At 64.0% G+C, this 21947-nt stretch carries 22 protein-coding genes and 4 tRNA genes; 12 read left to right on the forward strand and 14 right to left on the reverse strand.

All coding sequences use genetic code 11. The features are described 5' to 3' along the window. Nucleotides 1-83: 83 nt before the first annotated feature. From AOP79_RS00375 to AOP79_RS00390, 4 genes are all read right to left on the reverse strand, one after another. Nucleotides 84-602, reverse strand: coding sequence for a single-stranded DNA-binding protein (locus AOP79_RS00375; RefSeq protein ID WP_062069248.1), 519 nt, complete (start codon nucleotides 600-602; stop codon nucleotides 84-86). 157 nt (nucleotides 603-759) lie between these two features. After that, a complete protein-coding gene (gene proC / locus AOP79_RS00380) occupies nucleotides 760-1572 on the reverse strand; it encodes a pyrroline-5-carboxylate reductase (RefSeq protein ID WP_152647935.1) in 813 nt (270 codons plus the stop codon). Nucleotides 1573-1574: 2 nt separating this feature from the next. Next, on the reverse strand, nucleotides 1575-2939 hold the full coding sequence (locus AOP79_RS00385) for a GTPase (RefSeq protein ID WP_152647936.1): 1365 nt from the start codon (nucleotides 2937-2939) through the stop codon (nucleotides 1575-1577). Next, nucleotides 2936-4525 carry a dynamin family protein gene (locus AOP79_RS00390; protein WP_062069256.1) on the reverse strand — a complete coding sequence of 530 codons (1590 nt, stop codon included), beginning with the start codon at nucleotides 4523-4525 and terminating at the stop codon, nucleotides 2936-2938. The genes AOP79_RS00385 and AOP79_RS00390 overlap by 4 nt, the downstream gene beginning before the upstream one ends. A 225-nt stretch (nucleotides 4526-4750) precedes the next feature. On the opposite strand from AOP79_RS00390, the gene AOP79_RS00395 reads away from it, so the two are divergent. From AOP79_RS00395 to AOP79_RS00405, 3 genes are all read left to right on the forward strand, one after another. Further along, a tRNA-Arg gene (locus AOP79_RS00395) sits at nucleotides 4751-4826 on the forward strand. Nucleotides 4827-4897: 71 nt separating this feature from the next. Continuing rightward, nucleotides 4898-5986 (forward strand): NADH:flavin oxidoreductase/NADH oxidase, encoded by a 1089-nt coding sequence (locus AOP79_RS00400; RefSeq protein ID WP_062069259.1) that lies wholly within the window; start codon nucleotides 4898-4900, stop codon nucleotides 5984-5986. Between the two features lie 92 nt (nucleotides 5987-6078). Further along, the gene (locus tag AOP79_RS00405; protein WP_062069262.1) at nucleotides 6079-6525 is read left to right on the forward strand and encodes a hypothetical protein; all 447 of its coding nucleotides are present in this window, start codon (nucleotides 6079-6081) and stop codon (nucleotides 6523-6525) included. Between the two features lie 8 nt (nucleotides 6526-6533). On the opposite strand, the gene AOP79_RS00410 is transcribed toward AOP79_RS00405, so the two are convergent. The 3 genes from AOP79_RS00410 to AOP79_RS00420 are packed head-to-tail and all read right to left on the reverse strand — an operon-like array spanning nucleotide 6534 to nucleotide 8541. Beyond that, entirely contained in the window at nucleotides 6534-7307 is a 774-nt protein-coding gene (locus AOP79_RS00410; protein WP_062069265.1) for a hypothetical protein, read from the reverse strand. Next, nucleotides 7304-8188, reverse strand: a complete 885-nt coding sequence (locus AOP79_RS00415) for an ABC transporter ATP-binding protein (RefSeq protein ID WP_062069268.1) — start codon at nucleotides 8186-8188, stop codon at nucleotides 7304-7306. The genes AOP79_RS00410 and AOP79_RS00415 overlap by 4 nt, the downstream gene beginning before the upstream one ends. Continuing rightward, entirely contained in the window at nucleotides 8188-8541 is a 354-nt protein-coding gene (locus AOP79_RS00420) for a GntR family transcriptional regulator (RefSeq protein WP_062069271.1), read from the reverse strand. The genes AOP79_RS00415 and AOP79_RS00420 overlap by 1 nt, the downstream gene beginning before the upstream one ends. A gap of 125 nt (nucleotides 8542-8666) precedes the next feature. Here AOP79_RS00420 and orn point away from each other — a divergent pair, with 125 nt between their 5' ends. The 3 genes from orn (at nucleotide 8667) to AOP79_RS11485 (ending at nucleotide 10435) form a co-directional block, all read left to right on the forward strand. Next, nucleotides 8667-9287, forward strand: a complete 621-nt coding sequence (gene orn, locus AOP79_RS00425) for an oligoribonuclease (RefSeq protein WP_062069274.1) — start codon at nucleotides 8667-8669, stop codon at nucleotides 9285-9287. A gap of 78 nt (nucleotides 9288-9365) precedes the next feature. Beyond that, nucleotides 9366-9441 (forward strand) — tRNA-His (locus AOP79_RS00430). Between the two features lie 109 nt (nucleotides 9442-9550). Beyond that, complete coding sequence (locus tag AOP79_RS11485) at nucleotides 9551-10435, forward strand: DUF4126 domain-containing protein (RefSeq protein WP_082093239.1); 885 nt, start codon at nucleotides 9551-9553, stop codon at nucleotides 10433-10435. Between the two features lie 10 nt (nucleotides 10436-10445). Here AOP79_RS11485 and AOP79_RS00440 read toward each other — a convergent pair whose 3' ends face one another. Beyond that, nucleotides 10446-11186 carry an ABC transporter ATP-binding protein gene (locus tag AOP79_RS00440; RefSeq protein ID WP_062069277.1) on the reverse strand — a complete coding sequence of 247 codons (741 nt, stop codon included), beginning with the start codon at nucleotides 11184-11186 and terminating at the stop codon, nucleotides 10446-10448. A gap of 60 nt (nucleotides 11187-11246) precedes the next feature. On the opposite strand from AOP79_RS00440, the gene AOP79_RS00445 reads away from it, so the two are divergent. The 3 genes from AOP79_RS00445 to AOP79_RS00455 all read left to right on the forward strand — a co-directional run bounded on the left by AOP79_RS00445 (nucleotide 11247) and on the right by AOP79_RS00455 (nucleotide 13759). Next, nucleotides 11247-11909, forward strand: coding sequence for an ABC transporter permease (locus AOP79_RS00445; protein WP_062069280.1), 663 nt, complete (start codon nucleotides 11247-11249; stop codon nucleotides 11907-11909). Then, nucleotides 11906-12634, forward strand: a complete 729-nt coding sequence (locus AOP79_RS00450) for an ABC transporter permease (RefSeq protein WP_062069283.1) — start codon at nucleotides 11906-11908, stop codon at nucleotides 12632-12634. Before AOP79_RS00445 ends, AOP79_RS00450 begins: the two co-directional genes overlap by 4 nt. 117 nt (nucleotides 12635-12751) lie before the next feature. Continuing rightward, the gene (locus AOP79_RS00455) at nucleotides 12752-13759 is read left to right on the forward strand and encodes a glycine betaine ABC transporter substrate-binding protein (protein ID WP_062069286.1); all 1008 of its coding nucleotides are present in this window, start codon (nucleotides 12752-12754) and stop codon (nucleotides 13757-13759) included. A 118-nt stretch (nucleotides 13760-13877) separates the two neighbouring features. Here the strand turns inward: AOP79_RS00455 and AOP79_RS00460 are convergent, their stop codons facing one another. The 3 genes from AOP79_RS00460 to AOP79_RS00470 form a co-directional block, all read right to left on the reverse strand. Continuing rightward, on the reverse strand, nucleotides 13878-14471 hold the full coding sequence (locus tag AOP79_RS00460; protein ID WP_062069290.1) for a hypothetical protein: 594 nt from the start codon (nucleotides 14469-14471) through the stop codon (nucleotides 13878-13880). Nucleotides 14472-14567: 96 nt separating this feature from the next. Continuing rightward, nucleotides 14568-14640: transfer RNA gene (locus AOP79_RS00465), tRNA-Lys, on the reverse strand. Nucleotides 14641-14720: 80 nt separating this feature from the next. Next, nucleotides 14721-18569, reverse strand: a complete 3849-nt coding sequence (locus AOP79_RS00470) for an SCO7613 C-terminal domain-containing membrane protein (RefSeq protein ID WP_152647937.1) — start codon at nucleotides 18567-18569, stop codon at nucleotides 14721-14723. A gap of 164 nt (nucleotides 18570-18733) precedes the next feature. On the opposite strand from AOP79_RS00470, the gene bcp reads away from it, so the two are divergent. Both bcp and AOP79_RS00480 read left to right on the forward strand, forming a co-directional pair. After that, the gene (gene bcp, locus AOP79_RS00475) at nucleotides 18734-19201 is read left to right on the forward strand and encodes a thioredoxin-dependent thiol peroxidase (RefSeq protein WP_201774420.1); all 468 of its coding nucleotides are present in this window, start codon (nucleotides 18734-18736) and stop codon (nucleotides 19199-19201) included. Nucleotides 19202-19245: 44 nt separating this feature from the next. Beyond that, nucleotides 19246-19327 (forward strand) — tRNA-Leu (locus AOP79_RS00480). Between the two features lie 71 nt (nucleotides 19328-19398). On the opposite strand, the gene trxA is transcribed toward AOP79_RS00480, so the two are convergent. Beyond that, a complete protein-coding gene (gene trxA / locus AOP79_RS00485) occupies nucleotides 19399-19761 on the reverse strand; it encodes a thioredoxin (protein ID WP_062069310.1) in 363 nt (120 codons plus the stop codon). 134 nt (nucleotides 19762-19895) lie between these two features. On the opposite strand from trxA, the gene AOP79_RS00490 reads away from it, so the two are divergent. Beyond that, nucleotides 19896-20438, forward strand: a complete 543-nt coding sequence (locus AOP79_RS00490) for an NUDIX hydrolase family protein (RefSeq protein WP_152647938.1) — start codon at nucleotides 19896-19898, stop codon at nucleotides 20436-20438. A 136-nt stretch (nucleotides 20439-20574) separates the two neighbouring features. Here the strand turns inward: AOP79_RS00490 and rdgB are convergent, their stop codons facing one another. Together rdgB and rph are read right to left on the reverse strand one after the other, a co-directional pair. Beyond that, nucleotides 20575-21189: an RdgB/HAM1 family non-canonical purine NTP pyrophosphatase gene (gene rdgB, locus AOP79_RS00495; RefSeq protein WP_062069316.1), complete on the reverse strand. Its 615-nt coding sequence runs from the start codon at nucleotides 21187-21189 to the stop codon at nucleotides 20575-20577. Next, entirely contained in the window at nucleotides 21189-21941 is a 753-nt protein-coding gene (gene rph, locus AOP79_RS00500) for a ribonuclease PH (RefSeq protein ID WP_201774421.1), read from the reverse strand. Before rph ends, rdgB begins: the two co-directional genes overlap by 1 nt. Nucleotides 21942-21947 lie beyond the last annotated feature (6 nt).

The following is a 21947-nucleotide window of genomic DNA, read 5'->3' on the forward strand; positions in this document are numbered from 1 at the left end:
CCGCCCACCAGCCTACGCGCTTCGCGCACGCACGGCGGGGTCCACTCGCTATTGTCCCAGGCCAGTGGACCCCTCGTGCGCCATTACACGGACAGCGGCTCGCGCTCGACGCTGTCCTCGGGTGCTGGTGAAGTCTCTTCGTCGACGGATGGCTCGGCCGAATCCGACGTGCTGGAAGCGGTATCGGCATGATCGCTGTCCGCGGGGCGACCCTCGGCGGCGTCACCGGCCGCAACGGTAGCCCGCGAGAACTCGGCCACACCGCGTGTCAGGTCGTGGCCAACAGCGCTGGCTTCAAGTTCGAGGCTACGGCGGGCCTCCCCTGCGCTGGTCTGCCAGTCGTGAGTGCGGAGCTTGCCCGCGACCACGACGGGCTGGCCCTTCTTGATCGACCGCTTGACGCTGAGGGCCGCATCGCCAAAGACTTTGACGTCGAACCACTCGGTCTTGCGGTCAGCCCATCTGCCCTCGGCGGAGTTGTAGTACCGCGGAGTGTGCCCAACCCGGAAGGTGCACAGGTCAACGCCGTGTTCGTCTCGGCTGAGGACCAACTGCGCGTCGGCAGCGGCCCATCCGGTGACGGTCATGGTCATGTCGTTCATGAATCTCCTTTGTGGCCGCACTTTGCGGCCTCCACTTCACAGTGGCGGGAGAATCATGTCGGCACCAGGCATAGCGCCGATGCGTGGAGAAGAGCCGTCTGCCAGTCAGGCTGGGGACAACGTGCCAGGGTTCGGACGGCAGTTGACGTCCGCCGAACTACGCGCCGAGCTCCACGTTCCGTACACGCGCCGCTTCCAGCGCGTCGGCAATGAGTCCAGTGAGGTTGCGCTCGTCGAAGGTGCGAATCCCTTCCGCGGTGGAGCCACCCGGGCTCGTCACTTGGCGCCGCATCTCCGTGGGCTCTTCGCCGGAATCTTCCAGAAGCGATAGGGAGCCTGCGAGCATCGCGGGAACCGTGCGAGCCGCCACGTCCGCGGGAAGACCCACTCGCTCGGCTCCTGCGCGCAGCGCCTCGACCAGGTAGTAGGCATAGGCCGGGCCGGAACCGCACACTGCAGAAAACGCATCAATCTGCGCTTCGGGCAGAGCCTCGACCAGTCCCGTCGGGGCAAGTAACTCCACCGCACGCTCCTGAATCGCCGGGTCCGCGTCCTCCTCAATGGCGACTGCGGTGACACCCTGGCCAATCGCGGTCGGAGTGTTGGGCATCGTACGCACCAGGCCGGCGTGAGCAGGGAGGGCGGCGCGCATGGGCGCAAGGCGCACGCCCGCAGCGACCGAGATGACCACAGCGCCGTCTTTTAACGTGGGGCCAATCTCGGTGAGCAGGTCGATCACGCCGACAGGCTTGACGCCAATAATGACAAAGTCGGCACCGTCGAGCGCCCATGCAGTCGCATTCGGGTCGTTCTCGAGCGCACGATGCTCGACGTGCTCACGTCCCTCGGCCCACGCCGGGACGCGCGTGCGGGTGGTGAGACGAAGGTTCAATTCGGGGTCGGCATCGGCCAATCGCCGCGCCACTGCGCCCGCCATGTTCCCTGTCCCCAGTACCGCTACCGTCGTCACTATTACTGCTCCGTTCCTGTTGCTGCAGGCTTCCCTACATCGAGTTGCGTCAATTCATCCATGGCGCGATACGCCTGGTGGATGGTCTCCGTGGGCTCAACCACCTCCGGCACCAGTACGGCACGGACGGCGGACCTGCCCACCTCAAGGGTCTTCTTCTTTGCTCGCGAAGCGGCCCCCGCACGTGCAAACAGCGCCTTGATTCCGGAGGGGCGGTCAATCGCGGGCCACGGGGCTTCGGCAAGCGCTATCTCCAAGTCCTGCTTCAGCGTCTCACCATTCGCGATCGCATCGGCTACGACCTGCCGCCAGGTGGGCGGCAACCCCGCAGTGGCGGCGTCGACCCAATCGAGCCGTTCTCTCTCTGCAGCGGCAATGGTCAGTCGGAGGGGACTCGATAAATCAGTGGAGGCACCACGCGCGCGAGCGGCAGCGGCATCGGCCCTGGCGTCTACACCGGCGGCACGCGCCAGCACGTCAACGAGCCCGTCGACGTCGGGCAACACTGGTTCAGTTCCGCGCGCAAGTGCACCAGAGAGTTGCCGTCCGGCATCCACGAGTTCAGCCCGCACGGCCTCGGCGGCAACTGAGCGCGCGGCGACCGCACCGCCCAGTTCAGCGCGCAGCACATCAAGGCCCTGCCCGGTTCGTGCGCTCACTGGCATCACTGGCACTTGGGTCATGCCGTCGACGGCCAAGAGGCGTTGCAGGTCGCGTGAGACAGCCCACGCATCTTCGGTGGAGAGCCGGTCAACCTGATTCAGCACCACGAGCGATGGCCGCTGCTGTCGTGAGGCTGCTTCCAGATAGGCGGAGTGCAGGGCATGGTCGGCATACTTTTGGGGGTCAACGACCCACAGCAGCAAGTCGGCCATCGGCACCACGCGGTCGACAGTCTCGCGGTTGTCGGCGTTCACGGAGTCGTGGTCCGGAAGGTCCAGCAGCACCATGCCGGCCAAGTTGATCTCGTCCTCGTCGTCGAGCTCGTCAATCACCCGTTCAAAACGCCGGACAGGAGATACATCGAGCCAGTCCAGCAGTTCGGTTGCTTCAGTACCCCAGGAGGCAGCGGTCACGTGCGCGGTGGTGGGACGGGCAACACCGGGAACCGCAAACTCGCGGCCCACGAGTGCGTTGAACAGCGTCGATTTTCCGGAGCCTGTGCCGCCTGCCAGAGCCACGATGGTGTGGTCGACGCCGAGCGCGAGCCGCTCTTCACAGCGGTCGATGGTGGTGAACACGTGGTCTCGCACGTGCGGCGGGATTGCTTCGGAAGCCCATTCCATCGCGGCTCGCAAACGCGCGACGCGTTCGCCGAGCACGACCGTCTCAGATCGCGGTGACAGCGGCACGAATTGGACGCTCACATCAGCCCCCGTAGCTCGGCGCGGCGCAAACGAACTGTGGAGGACACTTCCGGAAGGAGCGACGGCACGTCGGTGGGCTTCATCATGTCGAGCGCCTCACGGTTGATGCAATAGCGCCTCGAGCCAGTAAGTTCGGCGCGAGCCAGGTGCACCACATCTCCCACGTTGGGGGTCACCAGAACCCCGAGGACGCTCCGCGCACCGCTAATGCCGAGTGCGGCGGACGCGAGCGCCACGGAGAGCCCCTCTTCCCCGATGATCTCGGCGCCACGTTGCGCGCCGGGGAGAGCCATGACGTGCTCGGAGCACTTCGACATCCACGTCCGCGCGGCATCGGCAGCACGGCGCTCGCGAACAATCCGTGCGTCTCGTGGGTCACGCTGGGCGGCTAGCCACGTTCCGGGGGAATCGTGGCCGTCCGTGAGTGCCTCGACCATCGTGTCGGAGGCGTCGCCGGCAGCTGCGGCGAGGGTCGCCTCGACTGACGCGAGTATGTCCTTATGGATGACGTGCACGATCTCGTCGCGTTGTTCACGCGCGGAACGGCGTTTGGTCCACATGCTGTGACGCAACTTGTAGAGCGGACCGCCCTCTGCGCAGGCACCCTCCCACCGCGCGTCAAGCACTCCGGTGGAAATCTCTTCGTACCACTGGGCGCCACCCTTGGCCTCTGCCTGAGCGGCGCAGCGACGCACTTCGGCGCGCACTTCCTTGGCCGCGGCAACCTGATCGTCCATACGCTCCGCAAGCGTCTCCAGCCACTCCTTCAGTGACTCGGTGGCACCGTGCATCGTCCGTTCCACGATGGTTCCAGCGGAGGCTGCGGCTACTGACTCGAGCCAGCGTCCCAGACCGCCCACGACATCGGCCGGGAGGTCCTTCCCTCCCCGAATGTCTTCAGGAATGACAAAGAGCGGAAGCGAGTCCAGGTGCTCCTGTTCGAGGCGCTGCACGAGTTCGCGGCGTACCTGCGCGGCGACGTCGGTCGTCACCCGGTTGAGCACCATCGCAATCGAAGCGCCGCGCTCTGCGCCACGCCGCAACGCATCCCATGGAACAGCGTCGCCGTAGCGGGCCGCGGTGGTCACAAAAATCCAGAGGTCGGCGGCTTCAAGGAGGTTCTCGGCGACGTCCCGGTTCTCAGCACTCACAGAGTCGAGGTCAGGGGAATCCACTAACGCGAGGCCACGCGGGACTGCGTCAGTGGCCATCACCTTGGCGTCGTCGGCAACGGAGGTCAGTACTTCCGCGTCGAGCGGGTGGTGGAAGACGTGCGGGATGCGTGTGGTGGGACGCAGGACGCCCGATGCGGTGAGCTGCTCACCGAGCAGCGCGTTGACGACGGTCGACTTTCCCGCACCAGTGGAACCTGCCACCACCACCACTGCCGGAGACGCCTCTTCCCGTACGCGCGGGATGAGGTGATGGTCAAGTTGGTCGAGCAAATGAGCGCGCAGTTCGCGGGTTTCTTCAGCGTTGCCAAGCGGGATGGGCAACTCCAAATCCACCACCACACGGCGCGTGTCCACGAGTGCGTCGAGGAGCGCGCCAGGGTACGACCACGTCTTGATCGGCCGAATCGTCATTTCTTGTGCGGTTCCTCCCACTTGCGCTGGGTTCAGGCTACCGGCCATCATCCCTGATGTGTACTTGGCACACGGACACCGAACCCATGCTTGCGCAGGTAAGCGCCGATGCTCATGCAGGTAGGTGCGGCACCCCACCCCTACGTGCGTACTACCCTAGGCAGGTACGCCGCCGCCATCGTCGCCTCGACCTCGTGGTGTAGATAGCGCGCGAGCTGTGCACTGGCCCCCGTAGCTCAATGGATAGAGCAACGGCCTTCTAATCCGTAGGTTGCAGGTTCGAGTCCTGTCGGGGGCGCCACGATCACCACTCGTCGGGAATGACCACGCACCTCCACAGCGTTGTGATGACACATCCCCCGAGAGGACCCCATGACTTCTTCTGCCCTGTTCGCCCCCATGACAGTGGGTTCCACGACCTTCCGCAACCGCCTGTGGGTGGCGCCCATGTGTCAGTACTCGTGCGAGGAACGCGATGGTGTCCCCACCGACTGGCACCTTGTGCATCTGGGCGGCATGGCTCGCGGAGGCGCAGGCTTGGTGCTTGCGGAGGCCACAGCAGTGGTCCCCGAAGGTCGCATCTCTCCGTGGGACACGGGGATCTGGAATGACGAACAGGCCGATGCTTGGACGAAGATCGTTTCCTTCCTTCACTCTCAAGGGGCGACGGCTGGCATTCAGTTGGCACATGCGGGACGCAAAGCCTCGACGTACCGCTCGTGGTCAGGGCGAGGCGTGGTTCCGCACGACGACGGCGGATGGACTCCGGTGGGTCCATCGGAGTTGGCGTTCCGCGGACTCGCAGACCCCCAACCCCTCACTCATCAACAGATTGCGGACATCGTCGAGGCATTCGCTGAGGCCGCACACAGGTCCGTGGAAGCCGGCTTTGACGTGCTCGAAGTCCACGCAGCACACGGCTATCTCCTGCACGAGTTCCTCTCCCCTGCGTCGAACGATCGCACCGATGAGTACGGCGGCTCCCTCGAGAATCGCGCGCGCCTCATGCTCGACGTCATCCGCGCTGTCCGCGAAGCAGCACCGGAGGCCGTCGTGTTCGTGCGCCTGTCAGCAACGGACTGGATCGAACCCGAGGGTTGGACGCTTGAGCAGACGGTGGAGGTCTCCCGTTGGGCTCGCGATGCTGGTGCCGACCTGATTGACATCTCCTCCGGTGGCAACCTGCCCGATGCGCGCATCACGGTAGGCCCCGGATATCAGGTGCCTTTCGCGGCGGCCGTTCGCGAGGGTGCTGAAGTTCCCGTGGCGGCAGTGGGGCTCATCACGGATCCGCACCAGGCAGAGGCCATCGTGGCGAGGGGCGAGGCCGACGCGGTGATGGCGGGACGCGAATTCTTGCGTGATCCACACTTCCCGTTGCGTGCAGCGCACGAATTGGGTGTCGACGTGAACTACTGGCCGGCTCAGTACGATCGCGGGACTTTCGCTGACCGACCGTAAGCCGCGTGCGCTCTCCACAGACGCGAAGGCACGGGAACAGTCGCAGAACGCCGCACGTTTGCCAGGCAACGCCTAGTCGTCGAGGAGGATGCATGCGTGCCACACCTTTACCCGCAGAGTTGCGCACCGCTTTTCAACCCAGCGGGGATGCAGAGAGTGCTTGGGGAGGCTCTACGGAGCGTGCAGCGGACCCGATGGGTGACTATGCGTCGTCATTCTTGACCTCTGCCTCCGATGTTCCGAGCGACTGGCCAGAGTCTGTCCCAGTTCCTGAATGGGGCCACACCACAGCCGATGCCACATCGGAGGGATGGCAAGCGGCCGTCACCGGCCCTGCTCTGAGTTTCGATGACTACGTGGGCGCTCTCGAGGACGCAGGCTTCACTCCTGAAGGCACCACGCGCTCAGACGATGCGGGCCGGACTCGCCACTTCGACGATGGCGCGCTGTCAGTCACGGTGACGTGGTCGAAACAGCCCGGCCAGGGCGCCGGTCTGCTCACTGTTGAAGTGGCTTCACCTGACGTAGAGCACGGGTAGCGCGTCCACTAGCGCGACGTCGCACGGCGGATGAGTGTGTAGCCCACGAGCGCGACGATGCCGGTGAAGGGTAGCGACCACAGTGCGAGGGCTTCGATGGACGTGCTGGTGAAGAACTCACCGACCTTTGCCCAGGAGTTGGTTGACGTGATGAGCCATCCCGCTCCGACCACGATGATCGCAAGCGCGGAGAAGAACACGTACATGCCGATGGCACGCCACCGGACCCATACGGCAGAGGTCGCGGCGCCTACAAAGAACGCTCCCAGCAGCGACGTTGCATAGAGCAGCCACACGGTACTGAGCGGGTTCTCCATGAGACCCCAGGGCTGGAAGAACGCCATGTCGATTCCCCAGCCGTCGGTGGCTCGCTCGAGCCATGACAACAGCGTCAAGCCCGTCGCGTAGAGCACTGAGAGTCCCACGAAGTAGAGCGTCGATCCCCAGTAAAAGTCCTTGCGAGTCACGCCGAATCCCAAGGCGAACGGGAACGTCAAACTCATAGCCTGCACGCCCACCACCAGCATGAAGACCACGATCCACGTGATGCCGCCGTTGTACTGGAATGCGTCAGCGTCCAGGTTGCTTGTGCCGCCTGCCGCGGACACCACCATCTGTGCGATGGCGATGTTGAGCCCAAAGATCACGGCGGTAATCGCCCAGGGGACTACCAGGGTGGGGTAAGGGTTGGCGACGTGGAGTCGCGAGACGTTGAACAGTCGTTGAGCTGGCGAGGGCACGTGGATGGGAGCGACCTGCTCCGTGTGGGCGACGGGATTCATGCTGCTTCCTCCGCGGGGTTGGCACCGGTGCGGCGCACGATGAGTTCTTGGAGAGACACTGTGGAGACTTCAAGCCCGGCCGATGCGGCAAGGGCTTTGTCAGCATCGTTGAGTCCAGCGATGGTGACGGAGGCGATACCGCCGATGTGGCTGCGGTCCAGGACGTCACGGCCGGTCGCGAAGAGGTCAACGTCAGAGGCGCGGCCCACGAGGGTCGCCGCGGATCCGCGCAGGTCATCCACGTTGGCATCAATCACGAGTGATCCTTCGTGCACCACGAGGACCTGTTCCAAGAGGTGCGACGCCTCATCGATGAGGTGCGTCGACAGCACCACAGTGCGAGGAGATTCGGAGTACTGCTCGAGGAGAACGTCGTAGAAACGTTTGCGTGCCACTGCATCGAGGCCGGCGTAGGGCTCGTCGAAGAATGTCACATCGGCACGCGAGGCAAAGCCGATCACCACTCCGAGCATGCTTCGTTGTCCTCGGGACATTTTTTTGACGGGCCGGTTGGTGGGCACGCCGAAGAGGTCGACGAGCTCTTGTGCCAGCTCGACGTCCCAGCGTGGAAAGAACCACTGGGCGGAGCGAAGCACGTGCGATCCCTTGAAGGAATCGGGGTAGACCTGCGACTCCTTGATGAAGCACATGCGGCTGAGCACGGCAGCGTTCTCGACGGGGTCCTCACCCCACACACGAATGGTTCCCTGGGTGGCGAATTCCTGTGCCGTCAGCAAGGACATCAGCGTGGTCTTGCCGGCTCCGTTACGGCCGAGCAGTCCCGTGATTTTTCCTTCAGGGATGGCGAAGGACACATCGTCGACAGCGGTGACCTGGCCATAGTGTTTGGTGAGGCCAGCGACCTCGATGGCGGTGGACATTACGACATCTCCTTGTCAATCATGATGTGGACTTGTGCGGCGCTCAGTCCGAGTGCGCGAGCGTGCACCACGAGGGGCCGGACGTACTCGGCCGAAAACTCCTCGCTGCGCTGCGCACGAAGGCGCTCCCGGGCGCCTGGAGCGACAAACATGCCCACTCCCCGGCGCTTGTAAAGGACTCCGGCGTCAACCAGTTGAGTGACGCCTTTGAGTGCGGTTGCCGGATTAATCCGGTGGAAGGCGGCGAGGGCGTTGATGGACGGCACCGCGGACTCCTCGGCAAGGCTGCCGTCAAGAATCTGCGCTTCGAGTTGTTCCGCGATCTGCTGAAACAACGGCCGGCTGTCGTCCACGCTCGCACCACCCTCCCTGTCGGTTAGTTACTTCACCAACTAACCAACCATGTCGCGTGCGATTCGTCAACCCCTAGGACGATGCGCCTGCACAACGGAGGCCTGGCGCGCCGTACAGTGGAGGTATGCCTGACTCTCCCCTGGTGTGGATCGACTGTGAAATGACCGGCCTCGACACCGAGCGTGACGCGCTCATCGAGGTGGCGTGCCTCGTCACCGACGCGGATCTCAACGTCCTAGGGGATGGGGTGCAAGTCGTCATCAAGCCCGAGCCGGAAGCGCTCGAAGGCATGAACGACTTCGTCACCAAAATGCACGTCGACTCCGGCCTCCTCCCCGAACTCGAGCACGGCACCACCATGGCCGATGCCGAGGAACAGGTTCTCGCCTACGTCAAAGAGCACGTCCCCAACCCAGGCAAGGCACCCCTCGCCGGCAACACGGTAGGCATGGACCGCATTTTCTTGTCACGCGATATGCCAGCACTGACCGAGTATCTGCACTACCGCGTCGTCGATGTGAGCTCACTCAAAGAACTCGTACGGCGCTGGTACCCGCGAGTCTTCTTCAACGCTCCCCCCAAAACTGGCAACCACCGAGCTCTAGGGGACATCCGCGACTCCATCACAGAACTGCGCTACTACCGTGAGACCGTGCTGGTCGAGTTGCCCGGCCCCGATACCGACACCGCCACTGCCGCCGCAAAGAAGGTAGGCGCAGAACACGAAGGTGGCGCACTTCCCTAAAGGAAACTTCGCCTCGGTGTCACACACACCACTGCAAGCACGGTATGATTTTTCCGGTCTTGCCATGCAGGATCAATGGTGGCTATAGCTCAGTTGGTAGAGCACCTCGTTGTGGTCGAGGGGGCCGCGGGTTCAAGTCCCGTTAGCCACCCCATTCGTAAGAGGCCCTCGGCAATGTGCCGGGGGCTTCTTGCATGAGGGCCGGAAGAGGCCTCGGCGGGTACTCTTGACCAGTTGGACTAGCCCATTGACGGAGGACACACATGCTGGCAGCGCTGACCGGAGCAGGACTCTCCGCCGCCGCGGGACTGAACGCGTTCATTCCCCTACTCATGGTGGGACTGTTCGCACGCTTCACAGACTTCATCGTTCTGCCAGAGCAACTCCTGTGGCTCGAATCCTGGCCACTCATCATCGGCGCAGCCGTCCTGCTCGTGCTCGAGATGATCCTCGACAAGATCCCCGGCGTTGATCACATCAACGATCTCCTGCAAACCATCGTCCGCCCCATCGTGGGCGGCATCCTGTTTGCCGCTGCAGCCGCATCCGAAGTCATCGACGCTTCGAGCTTCTGGCAAGAGAACCCCGTCGTCGCCGGCATCGTTGGCGCTCTGATTACCCTGGCAGTTCACCTCGGCAAGGCCAGTTCACGACCTGCAGTTAACGCCACCACCGGCGGCACCGGCGCACCCTTGGCTTCCTTTGCAGAGGACGCCATCTCCGTCTTGCTGTGCATCGTCGCACTCTTCACACCAGTACTCGTCATCGTCGTGTTCATCCTCATGGGCGCTGCGGTGTACCGCATCGTCACCACCGGACGCCGACGCCGCCGTCACCGCGAAATGCGCCAGACCGAGGAGCGCCGCGAACGCGATGCCGTCGAGGCCGAGGGCGGAATGGTCGCCTGGTGGCGCTCGAAGTGGCGCGAGCCACGCGCAGCATCGGAAACCGACAAGGCTGGAAGTTCCGGCTGGACCGCACTCGTGACCGGTCGTTCCGCGGGTTCATCCAAGAGCGCCTCGTCGTCAACGCCCACGACGCCCCCGTCAAGGACCTCCGTTGCGACACCGCCGCGTCACGCCTCAGCACGGACCGCATCGTCCGTCGTGTCAGCGCCCTCGACGCACTCCGCGCCGCGAGCCGACTAAACAACAGACGCTACGAAAAGTCGGAGACAAAGTCCGCGACGAACTCATTCGCGGGCGACTCACTCACTTCCTCCGCGGAACCCAGCTGTTCGAGGACTCCTCCCGTGGAGAACACCGCCACACGGTCAGCCATCAGCGCCGCTTCGCGCATGTCGTGAGTCACCATCACCACAGTCAAACCCAGTTGGCGCTGCAGTTGCATGAACTCCTGCTGCAACCGCCTACGGCCCTGCGGGTCAACAGCACCAAAAGGCTCATCCATCAACATCACGGGCGGCTCTGCCGCGAGCGCACGAGCCACGCCCACACGCTGACGCTGGCCACCAGAGAGTTCATGCGGGTAGCGCACACCATGCACGTCGGGCTCCAAGCCCACCAACGACAGCAACTCATCGACTCGAGCCGCGGTGCGCTCCTTGGGCCACTTCATCAGTGAGGGCACCGTCGCCACATTGTCTGCCACACGCCGGTGCGGCAAAAGCCCCACATGCTGGATCACGTAGCCAATAGAGCGACGCAGTTCGACGGCCGGCTGCGACATCACATCGGCACCGTCAACCGTGATAGTGCCGCTCGTGGGTTCCACCAGCCGGTTGACCATACGAAGCGTGGTCGACTTGCCACAGCCAGAGGGCCCTACCAGGCACATGATCTCTCCAGGCCTCACCTCAAGGGTGAGATCCTCTACCGCGACCGTGCCGTCGGGGTACTCCTTGCGCACATGAGAAAACGTGATGCCGCCGTGGTCCATTTGGCCACCGTAGCGTGCCGCTTCTCGCCTGTGGTGCGCAACGCCCTGTAGCGTCTGGGTATGGACTCGGTGCCCAATCCCTGGTTTTCGTGGGATTACATCGCCAATAACTGGGGAGAAGTCTCCGAACAACTGGTGATTCACACCACGCTGACTGTTCAGGCCGTCCTCATCGCGGTCCTCATCGCGGCGCCCTTGGGCGTACTGGCGCGCCGCGTGAAGTGGCTGACCGGACCCATCGTGGGCACGGCTGGCGTCCTGTACACGATCCCCTCCTTCGCTCTTTTTGCGCTCTTGGCTCCGTTCACAGGCATTGGCCGCACCACCGTCCTCATTGGCTTGGTGGCGTACGCGCTCCTGGTGCTGGTGCGCAACCTTGTGGTCGGACTCCAGGGTGTTGACCGCGATGTCGTTGACGCAGCGCGCGGCCAAGGCCTCACAGAGCGGCAGCTCCTGTGGCGCGTCGAACTGCCGCTGGCACTGCCCTCAATCGTCGCGGGACTTCGTATCGCGACCGTGACCACTGTTGCTCTCGTCACTGTGGGCGTGGTCGTCGGCTACGGCGGCCTGGGGCAGTTGATGTTCCGGGGCCTGGGTTCCAACTATCGCGCCCAAATCATGACGGCTACACTGCTGTGCCTTGCGCTCGCACTGATCTTTGACCTGCTCCTGATGCTCATCGGCCGCGCGCTCACTCCTTGGACACAAAGGAGGCCCACATGAGCACCGTGTCCGACGCGTGGGACTACCTCACCACCCCCGAGAACTGGACCGGGGCGAACGGACTTACCTCCCCCACCTTTGACGGCGGCTGGACCTTCGCCCGCGACTCCATCCTGGCGCTCGGCCTCGAGCACCTCTGGCTGTCCTTCGCCTCCGTCACGCTCGCCATCATCGTCGCTCTACCCCTAGGGATCTTCCTCGGGCACGTCCGCAAAGGTGGCACCGCCACCGTCGTAGTCTCCAACGTGACCCGAGCCATGCCGACCCTCGCGCTCCTGACACTCTTCGCGGCATCGGCCATCGGCATCGGCAATATGGCCGTCATCCTGGCCGCCGCCATCTTCGCGTTCCCACCCGTGCTCACCAACGCCTTCACCGGAATGTCAAACGTTGACGCCGACGTACGCGACGCAGCACTCGGCCAAGGGATGACCCGCCGGCAGGTCGCACTGAAGGTCGAACTTCCCCTCGCCATCCCACTCATTGCCGCAGGGCTTCGCACCGCCACCGTGCAAACTGTTGCCACCGTCCCCCTCGCGGCGCTCGTTGCCGGCGGCGGGCTCGGAGTCATCATCAATACCGGTGTCGCGACGCAAAACTATGGGCAGGTCCTCGCCGGCGCCGTCATCATCGCCGTGCTGTCCCTCATGATCGACGGAGTCATGTCGATCCTGCAACGTTCCGCGACCCCGCGGCCCCTCCGTGAAAGCGCCAAAGCCCACTAATTCCCGTACCGCGTGCGCAACACCCCACAGCGGCCTAGCCTGAAGATGTCGCTGTGGGAACATTTGCGCCGTACCTGCGGTTACCCTCCATGACCGTCCCTCACACAAGGAGTTCAGATGCACACCCGTACTCTCCCCCTTGCTGCGCTCGCAGCCGCCAGCCTGGTGCTGGCCGGCTGTTCCTCGGATAGCACCACCGAGTCATCCGAGTCCGCCTCAAGCGACGACACCACCATGGCTGCAGGAGCAGTGGAGTGTCTTCCCGTTCCAGGCGAACAGCTGGTAGTCCTCGACGACGACATGATGCTGCAAAACAGCGACAACATCATTCCGGCACTCAACGCGGACTCCGCCACCGACCCCATCTTGGAAGCTCTCGACGCCGTGTCTGCCGCTCTGGACACCCCGACGCTGATTGAGCTCAACAAGGCCGTCGACATCGACCGCCAAACCTCAGAAGAAGTAGCGGAAAACTGGGTTGAAGAGTCAGGCCTCTCCATCGCAGAGACCGGCGACGGCTCATCACTGACCATCGGCGCCGCCAACTTCTCCGAGAACATCACTCTCGCCGAGATTTACAGCGAAGTCCTCGACGACGCCGGATACGACACTGAAGTCCGTGAAATCGGCACCCGCGAAACGTACCTCCCTGCACTGCTCAACGGCGAGATCGACATCGTCCCCGAGTACGCAGCCACGTTCACCGAGTACCTCAACCTGAGCGCCAACGGCTCCGACGCCGAGCCCGTCGCGAGCGGCGACATCTCCGCCACCGTAGCCGCGCTGGAACCGCTCGCAGCGGACCAGGGCATCGTCATCGGTAGCCCAGCCGATGCTCAGGACCAGAACGCGTTCGCCGTCACCTCCGCTTTTGCACAGGAATACGAGGTCTCAACCCTCACGGACCTCGCAGAAACCTGCGGTGGAATCGCGCTGGGTGGACCTCCCGAGTGCCCCGAGCGCACCTTCTGCCAGATCGGTCTAGAAGAGACCTACGGCGTAGAAGTTGACCAGTTCCTGTCGCTCGACGCTGGTGGCCCGCTGACCAAGAACGCCATCCTCAATGGAGACGTGGCCGTTGGCCTCGTGTTCTCCTCGGACGGCCAGCTCGCAGTCACTGGCTAACAACATTGCACAAGCCCCGCCCTCGCGCCAGACATGGCGCTGAGGGCGGGGCTTTCTTTTTGCAGAGCAGTGTGAGCAAGTGCGCACAACTCGGCAGCGTCGCCACCACCATCCAGCCCTAGTTCAGCGGGGTGAACGCAAACGGCTCTCCCCCTTCGCGAGAGAGTTCAGTCGGCGCGAGCCCCGAAGCAGCACCGTCTGACGCCACTACATTGGCGCGATCATCGTTCAACACAACGCGAGAGCCTTCCGCGCCTTCCCCCTGGTCTACGCCCAGATCCGAGACGATCACATCGGCTGGCAGCAAGTACACCTCGGCTGCCACACCGTCTTCGGCGCGCAGTCCAACGGCTAGCCCGCGTGCGGCAAAATCCTCTGGCGCATTGCACGACGACGCGACTGCACCCTCATCGTCGTCATCTCTCTCAACACTGACCAGCAGACAGACGAGGTCTCCCTGTCGCGCGACCCAGTACTGCATGCTCGAATCCTGCCCGGCCCAGCGCACAGACTCAGAGTCGAGGGTGTCAAAGGCTTCGGAGTTAATGTCCGCGAGGTCAAGGTCCTGATGGGTCTGCGGCAAAGCAAACGCCGGCACCAACTCATTCACGTCCGTTGAACCCTGGCCGCGAGCGACAATCACACCACCGACCGCAACGATTCCGACTACCGCACCAGCCCCCAACGCGGCGTACTTGTACTTGCGCTTCATTGCTTGCCCCTCCCACACTTCTAGGCCCCTGAGAGCGCCCGTCGATGGTCTAGAAAGCACAAAAGCCGCTCCGTAGAGCGGCTTTCATGACCGTCGTACACCCCCTGGGACTTGAACCCAGAACCCACTGATTAAGAGTCAGTTGCTCTGCCAATTGAGCTAGAGGTGCTTGGCACGCGACTGCGCGTTGCGAAAGACAACTTTAGCAGGAACTCGCGCGCGTGTGAAATCCGTGGATGTCCACCTCCGTCAGCGTAGTTTGCGCAGCTTCTCCCAGGTGGCAGCGAGGGCAATGAGGAGGATTCCCACAAGCCCAAAGGCGACCCACCGTGTCACCAGCGAGTCACTTGCACCGGCCTGGGTCAGCGCGAGCACTACCGCCGCAATCGCAGCCGCGCCCACGGGTGCAATCCAACGCTGCAGGACACCAACGACCGCGAGTGCCACCACGCCAGCGGTCAGTGCCATCACGCGGATCAGACTGTCGGGTTCAACCACCAGCATGACGAGCGAGGGCGTGAGCGTGAGCACCAACCCCGGCCACAATGCGCGAACGGAGCGCTGTTGTGTGTCACGCACCAGTGAGCGAATACCGTACGTCAGTGCAACGACCGCCGGGACTGCAAGGTACGCCTCCACGACGCCTACTCCGCCAGCTCCCAGCCACACACCGATTCCGAGCGACAACGAGGCATACGCGCACCACACAAGCCGGCGATCCGACTTGAGCGCCACCAGCCACCACCCGCCAGCCATGACGACCAACACGGTTCCAGCTCCGGCGAGCGACCCAGCGGCGACGGGCATCAACACGGTCAGAATCACCGCCGTTGTCACCAAGGACACTCGTCGCGAGTCGACGGCAAGCATCCGCGGAGCCAGCGCCATGCTGAGACCCACGATGACAGCCACCAGCGCAGCAAACTCGCGCGGAGCCCCGGCAACACTCAGGAGCGTCCATACCGCTGCCGCTGACGACAGCACCGCCACACTGAGCAGCACCACTCGATACCGGTGGCGGCTCGTCAGCGCAATGCGTTCGGATACGAGCGCAACAGCGAGTAGCACCAAGCCCCATGCCCACCCGTCGCCTCCTGCCCACACCGCGCCAGAGGCCGCGAGGGCGAGTGCGGTTCGCCGCGACCACGGCAACCTCCAACCGAGCGCGTCTGCGCCCACGACGCCGATGCCGGCCACCACCAGCGAGGCCCAGGTCCACGGAGCATCGAAGCTCACTGTGGCCATCACCAGCAGCGCCGCACACACGGGGGCGTAGATCTGGCGCCACTCACGCACGCTCACCACGCCGATGCCTACCACTCCGGCCGTCGCGGCAACCCACCAGGTGCCATCGCTCGCGTTGGCGATCGAGCCTGAGCCCCATCGTTCGATCGCTTCAAACGTCGCCCATACCACCAGACCAGCCGTCGCGGCCAAGCCAGGAATCAAGCCAAAGCCAGCCGCAAGGCGGTCAATACGCGGGAAGATCCGCAGTACCCATGCCGCGACTGCTGTGGCGGCCGCAGTAGCCAGCAAGGCCCATTCGGCGGACGCGCCCAGATTGAACATCAGCGCCGCTGGCACAAGCGTTGCTATCGCAACAATGGGAGCAGTCACGATCAGAGGTCGCCAGAGCCCGGCAATCACAAGGGCGGCAAGCCCCAGGATCACCACCGCAAGTCCGAGCACTGCCGACACGTCTCCCAGTGCGAGCGCCGCCACCACATTGAGCGAGGCGAGCGAGACAAGCACCGCACCCGTGATCCACACCACGGTGCGAGCCACGGGCGTGGGGGCCACGGCAAGTGCCCACCATGACGCTACCGCGAACACCACGGGAAACACCAGCAAGCTCGTATCCGTGCTGGGCTCGAGGAGGCTCTGAACTGCACTGGTGGCGGGCACGACAGCGAGTGCCGCGAGCGCAGCGCTTGCGGCCAACAGACCCTCACGTCCAGCGGAGGTAATTCTTGTCGCGGACCTGAGCGCCCACGCCAACGCGATGAGGCACACGACACCAGTGGGCGCCCACCAGTTGTCCGCTGCGAAGGCACGGGCAGACGCCGCTGTCGCCGCACCATTGGGCACAAAACTCAGCAGCCCGAGAGCGAAAGCAGTGACGGCAATAGTCGCTCCACCCAAGAGCGCTGGTACCGCACCGAACGCGCACGCCACGCGAGACGCGCCACCCCAGGCCTCACGCACGATGCCAGCGGCCCACACCGCGAGCGCCGCCACGACCGCCGCGGCGGCAACGCCCCACAGCTCTGCTTCGGTCAGGGCAACCACGGTGGCACCGATTGCGAAAGACAACACAAAGACGATCGGGCCAGCGACGGCGGTCTGCGACCAACGACTGCCGGTCGCCAACAAAACGAGCGCCACGACGACGGCACCAACGGCAGGCCACTGCACCCCGGAGGCCAGCGCCAGCGACCCGGCCAAGCCGAGCGCGGTCACCACAACAATGGCGCCGATGCCGGCGGTCCATCGGGAGCCGTGCGTCGGCCAATAGCGCACAGTCAGTGCCGTGACGATGGCTCCCGCTGCGACCGCTCCATACACAAACCATGCCTCTGACGCGCCTGTTGCCGAGCTCGCTCCACCGGCTCCAACATCGAGGTATCCACGCAGCCCAGTGAGCGTTGCCACAGGACCCACCGTTGCTGCGACCGAGCCCGCAATCGCGGCAACCGATGCGGCATCGGCGCTTGAGACGGAACGTGCGACAGCCCACAGCACAATGGCGACGAGGCACCACGTCACCCCCGTGACAGGAACCTCGGCGGGAACGGACTCAGCGAAAATCAAAGCCGGGATAGACGGTCCAGCCAGGCCCAGCATCGTCAGGGATACCGGGATCGTCCAGACCGCAGCGCCACTCCACAGTGCCGCTTTGCGAGCACCATCCAGCACAGAACCTGTGACGACAACGGCCGCCCAGACTGCGGTCACCGACATCGCCCACGGCGCCACGAGCGCCTCAGTGCTAGTGAGCGCAATGGCACCTGCCCACAGGGGTGCAGTGAGTGCGAAAGCGACCAGCGGCGTGCGCTTCCAGTGCCAACCAAGCCACGCCAACACCAGAAGAGCCGGCACAGCTCCCACGAGAGTCAGCCCATCAGGGGAAGCGTCCAGTGCCGCGATCACACTTGCGACGGCCACAGCCACCGCGGCCGCGCCGCTCGCACCAATACGAACCCAGCGACGAGTCCACACCGTGGGCCACCAGCGATGAGTAACAGCGACAGTGAGCGCACCAGCAGCACCCACAAGGCCCACCAGCCAAGCAGCCTCGGGCGCCCAGTCCAAAGTCGAAAGAACCAGCGTGATGGCAGCGGGTCCGCACAGGAACGATGCCACGGACGTCACACCAGAAACGCCGAGCTTCCCTAGACCCACCCCCATCAGCACTGACAGCACAAGCCCTACGCTCACGACCAGAAGGACCCCATCAGGTGGTTGAAGAGCAGTGACGGCCACAAACGTGAACCCCATCGCCACCACGCCAGCGGCACCTGACGTCGCGGGCAGGCTCTTGCGTCCCAACCACACGGCCAGAGCACCGACTCCCGCAGCCAACGTTCCCACCATGAGCGCGACGGCCCACGGGGACAACGTCTGCCAACTGAACGCTACAAACACCAGCGCAGAAACGATCAAGAGCGCGGCGCCGCCGATGCCGAGAAGGACCGGAGCTGCGACGTGACGCTGTGGCGTTGTCTCCGGCACTGGAAAAGGGGCCGACGCTCCAGACGGGGCCGATGCCGGCGCAGGGGGCGTGGCGTGCGGCACAATCTGAGAAGCGGGACCCATCGACGCAGAACGCGTGGTGGCAGACGGTGCAGTCGCAGCAGGTACGGCGGTTGACGGCGCAGCGGAACGAGCCGGCGTTGCCATTAGCTGCGCAATGTGAGCGCGCCATTGGCGGTCAGCAACGACCCACTCCTGCCGACGAGCCGCGATGCGCTGCGTCTTCTCGTCACATTCGGCAATCGCAGCGCGAGCATCGACCAGGACCCGATACTCCTGACTTGCCTGGTCAACTCCACACCACTGGCACCACTGACTCGAAGCCCCATTGCTCGGCTCAGCCAACCGCGAATACTGACTAGCACCGCAATATGCGCACGTTTCCATGACTCTCCCCCTATGCCAGAAACCCCGGTGTGGAAGCCCCTGCCCGCTGTGGTGGAGGCGACGCTACCAAGCCGTGGGCGCCCACCGCATCGGCCCTGTGGAGAACACGTTACCGTTGGATCATGAGCGAAAACCGTCTTGAAGTGGGCGACACCGCCCCCGATTTCACCGCATCCACCGACACCGGCACATTTGCGCTGGCAGATCAGCGCGGCAAGCACGTCATCCTGTACTTCTACCCTGCCGCAATGACGCCCGGCTGCACCACTCAGGCATGCGACTTCCGCGACTCACTCGACGCACTCCAGGCCGCCGGATATGTCGTCGTCGGCGTGTCCAAGGACAACCCAGAGAAGCTCGCAAAGTTCCGCGAAAAAGAAGGCCTGACCTTCACCCTGGTCTCCGACGAGGACAAGTCCATCCAAGAGGCTTACGCCGCATGGGGTGAGAAGCAGAACTACGGCAAGACCGTCGTCGGCTCGATCCGCTCCACCGTCGTCGTAGACCCTGACGGCAAGATCGAACTTGCCCAATACAACGTCAAGGCCACCGGCCACGTCGCACGCCTACGCAAGGCGCTCGACGTCTAAAACGGTCACCGGGCCACCAGCGACTCCCGTATCCTGGTGCCCTCGCGCGAGTGGCGGAATTGGCAGACGCGCTGGATTTAGGTTCCAGTGTCCTAGGACGTGGGGGTTCAAGTCCCCCCTCGCGCACGAGATCACAACACAGCAAAGGGCTCCCGTTCCAATCCTGGAACGGGAGCCCTTTGAACGTGTGTGAGGCTTTAGCCCTGCTGCTCAGCGAGCTTCGAGCGGACCTCGTCCATGTCGAGTTCCTCGACTGCGTCGACAACCTGCTGCAGCGACGGCGCGGGGAGCGCGCCTGCCTGCTGGAACACCATGATGCCGTCACGGAAAGCCATGAGGGTCGGGATCGAGGTCACACCGAACTGCTGACCAAGCTCAGGCTGGTCTTCGGTGTCGATCTTGGCGTGCACAACCTCGGGGTTGGTCTCTGAAGATGCTTCAAAGACAGGTCCGAAGCGCTTGCACGGGCCGCACCATTCAGCCCAGAAGTCCACCAGAACGATGCCGTCCTTGGTGACTGTCTGCTCAAACGTTTCCTTGGTCAAGTCCACAGTTGCCATGTGGGTATTTCCTTCCTAGTTGCGTCCCTGGATGCAGCCTTAACACTTCCTCAGGGCCGAGTATTCCGCTCTACCCTTTCAGAGGTTCGGCGCGCGCGGTTCCGTTGGCACGCCGTGGCAGACACAATGGAACTATGACGGATATGGCAGAACTGCCCTCGGAACCTTCTGGATGGCTCAGCAAGAACGAACTTGAGCATGTGCGCGAGCATTTGCCGGTGCTGTACGTGAACGTTGTTCCGGTGCGAGTCGACAGTGCTGGGCAGGTCACGGAAGTGGGCCTGCTGCTGCGTGCTGACGACAACTCGATCCACCGGGCGCTGATTGCAGGCCGAGTGTTGTACCACGAGCGCATTCGCGACGCGCTGATCCGCCACATTGAGAAAGACCTGGGCAGTGTCGCATTGCCGCGCATTCCGGCGTCGCCAAACCCGTTCACCGTTGCCGAGTACTTCCCCACCGCTGGCGTCACGCCGTTCTTTGACTCGCGTCAGCACGCCGTGGCCTTGGCGTATGTGGTGCCGGTCGACGGCGACTGCGAGCCCAGCCAGAATGCCCTCGACATCGTGTGGATTACACCTGAAGAGGCAGCGAGCGAAGAGGTGCTCGCAGACATGACTGGTGGGCAGGACACGTTGCTGCGGCGCGCGTTGGCGCACTGCGGCATGCTCCCTTAAACCCACTGGCGGGCAGACACCACCAGCGCTCCACCAACCAGCGCTCCACCACCTGCGAAGTGGCTGTTTTTCGCTGTCTAGACGCCTCAAAACAGCGAAATGGAGCCATTTGGCGGGGAAAAGGCGGGGGTGGGGATTAGGGGGACGTGAGGGCTTGCGCCACGTAGGGAGCTAGCGAGCGGAACGCCGTTCCCCTGTGAGACAGCGCGTTCTTGGTGTCTGCATCGAGTTCGGCATTCGACAGGGTCTGCCCGGCGCCCAAGAAAATCGGGTCGTAACCGAACCCATGGCTACCCCGGCGTTCGCGTAGGAGCACACCGGGCATGCGTCCCACAACCACGTGCTCTTCCCCGCTGGGCAGCACCAGCGCAGCGGCACACACAAAGGCCGCACCGCGTTCCTCGTCGGGAACATCGGCAAGCTGGTCAAGCAGCAGCTGCAGATTCGCGCCGTCGTCGCCGTGGCGTCCAGCCCAGCGTGCGGAAAAGATTCCCGGCGCGCCACCCAACACATCCACCGCGATCCCCGAGTCGTCAGCAATGGCCGGCAGCCCTGTGGAGGCGGCGAGCGAACGCGCCTTGATCAGCGCGTTCGCCTCGAAGGTGACGCCGTCTTCCACCGGGGCCTGGGCACCGAGGTCCGCAGATGATCCGACCTCCTCGCGAGTCACGCCCGGCACCAGGGGTTCCAGGATTGCCCAGATCTCCCCGACTTTGTGCGCGTTGTGGGTCGCGATCGCGAGGCGGAACATCAGCGCACCGGGCCGTCGGTGGCGTCCAGCGCCGCGATCTGCATGGCATGGAGGTCGGCGTTGCCGGAGGTAGCGAGTGCGAGGAGTTCGTCGAGCTCGGCCTTGCTGAAGGGTGCACCCTCCGCGGTGCCCTGGACTTCGACAAAGCCGCCGTCGCCGGTCATCACGACGTTCATGTCAGTCTGGGCGCGTACGTCTTCTTCGTAGGGCAGGTCCAGCATCGGGACGCCGTCGATGATGCCCACGGAGATGGCGGACACGGAACCGGTCAGCGGTGCAGCGCCGGGCTTGATGAAGCCTTGTGCGCGGCCGTAAGCGACAGCATCGGCGAGCGCCACGTAGGCACCAGTGATGGCTGCGGTACGGGTGCCACCGTCAGCATCCAGCACGTCGCAGTCCACCACGATGGTGTTCTCTCCTAGGCCCTTCACGTCAACGACGGCACGCAGTGAGCGGCCGATCAGTCGCGAGATTTCCATGGTGCGGCCACCGATCTTGCCCTTGACGGACTCGCGGGAGTTACGGGTGTCGGTAGCGCGGGGAAGCATGGCGTATTCGGCGGTGACCCATCCTTCGCCGGAACCCTTCTTCCAGCGTGGGACACCCTCGGTGAGCGATGCGGAGCACAGCACGCGCGTGTTGCCGAACGTGACGAGGCAGGAGCCTTCCGCGTTGCGCTGGAAGCCGCGTTCAAAGGTGACGGGACGGAGTTGGTCGGTCTTGCGCCCATCGGCGCGGGTGATGTCGCTCATGCTTAG

It is taken from the genome of Demequina sediminicola, from assembly GCF_000975055.1.
GTDB lineage: Bacteria > Actinomycetota > Actinomycetes > Actinomycetales > Demequinaceae > Demequina > Demequina sediminicola.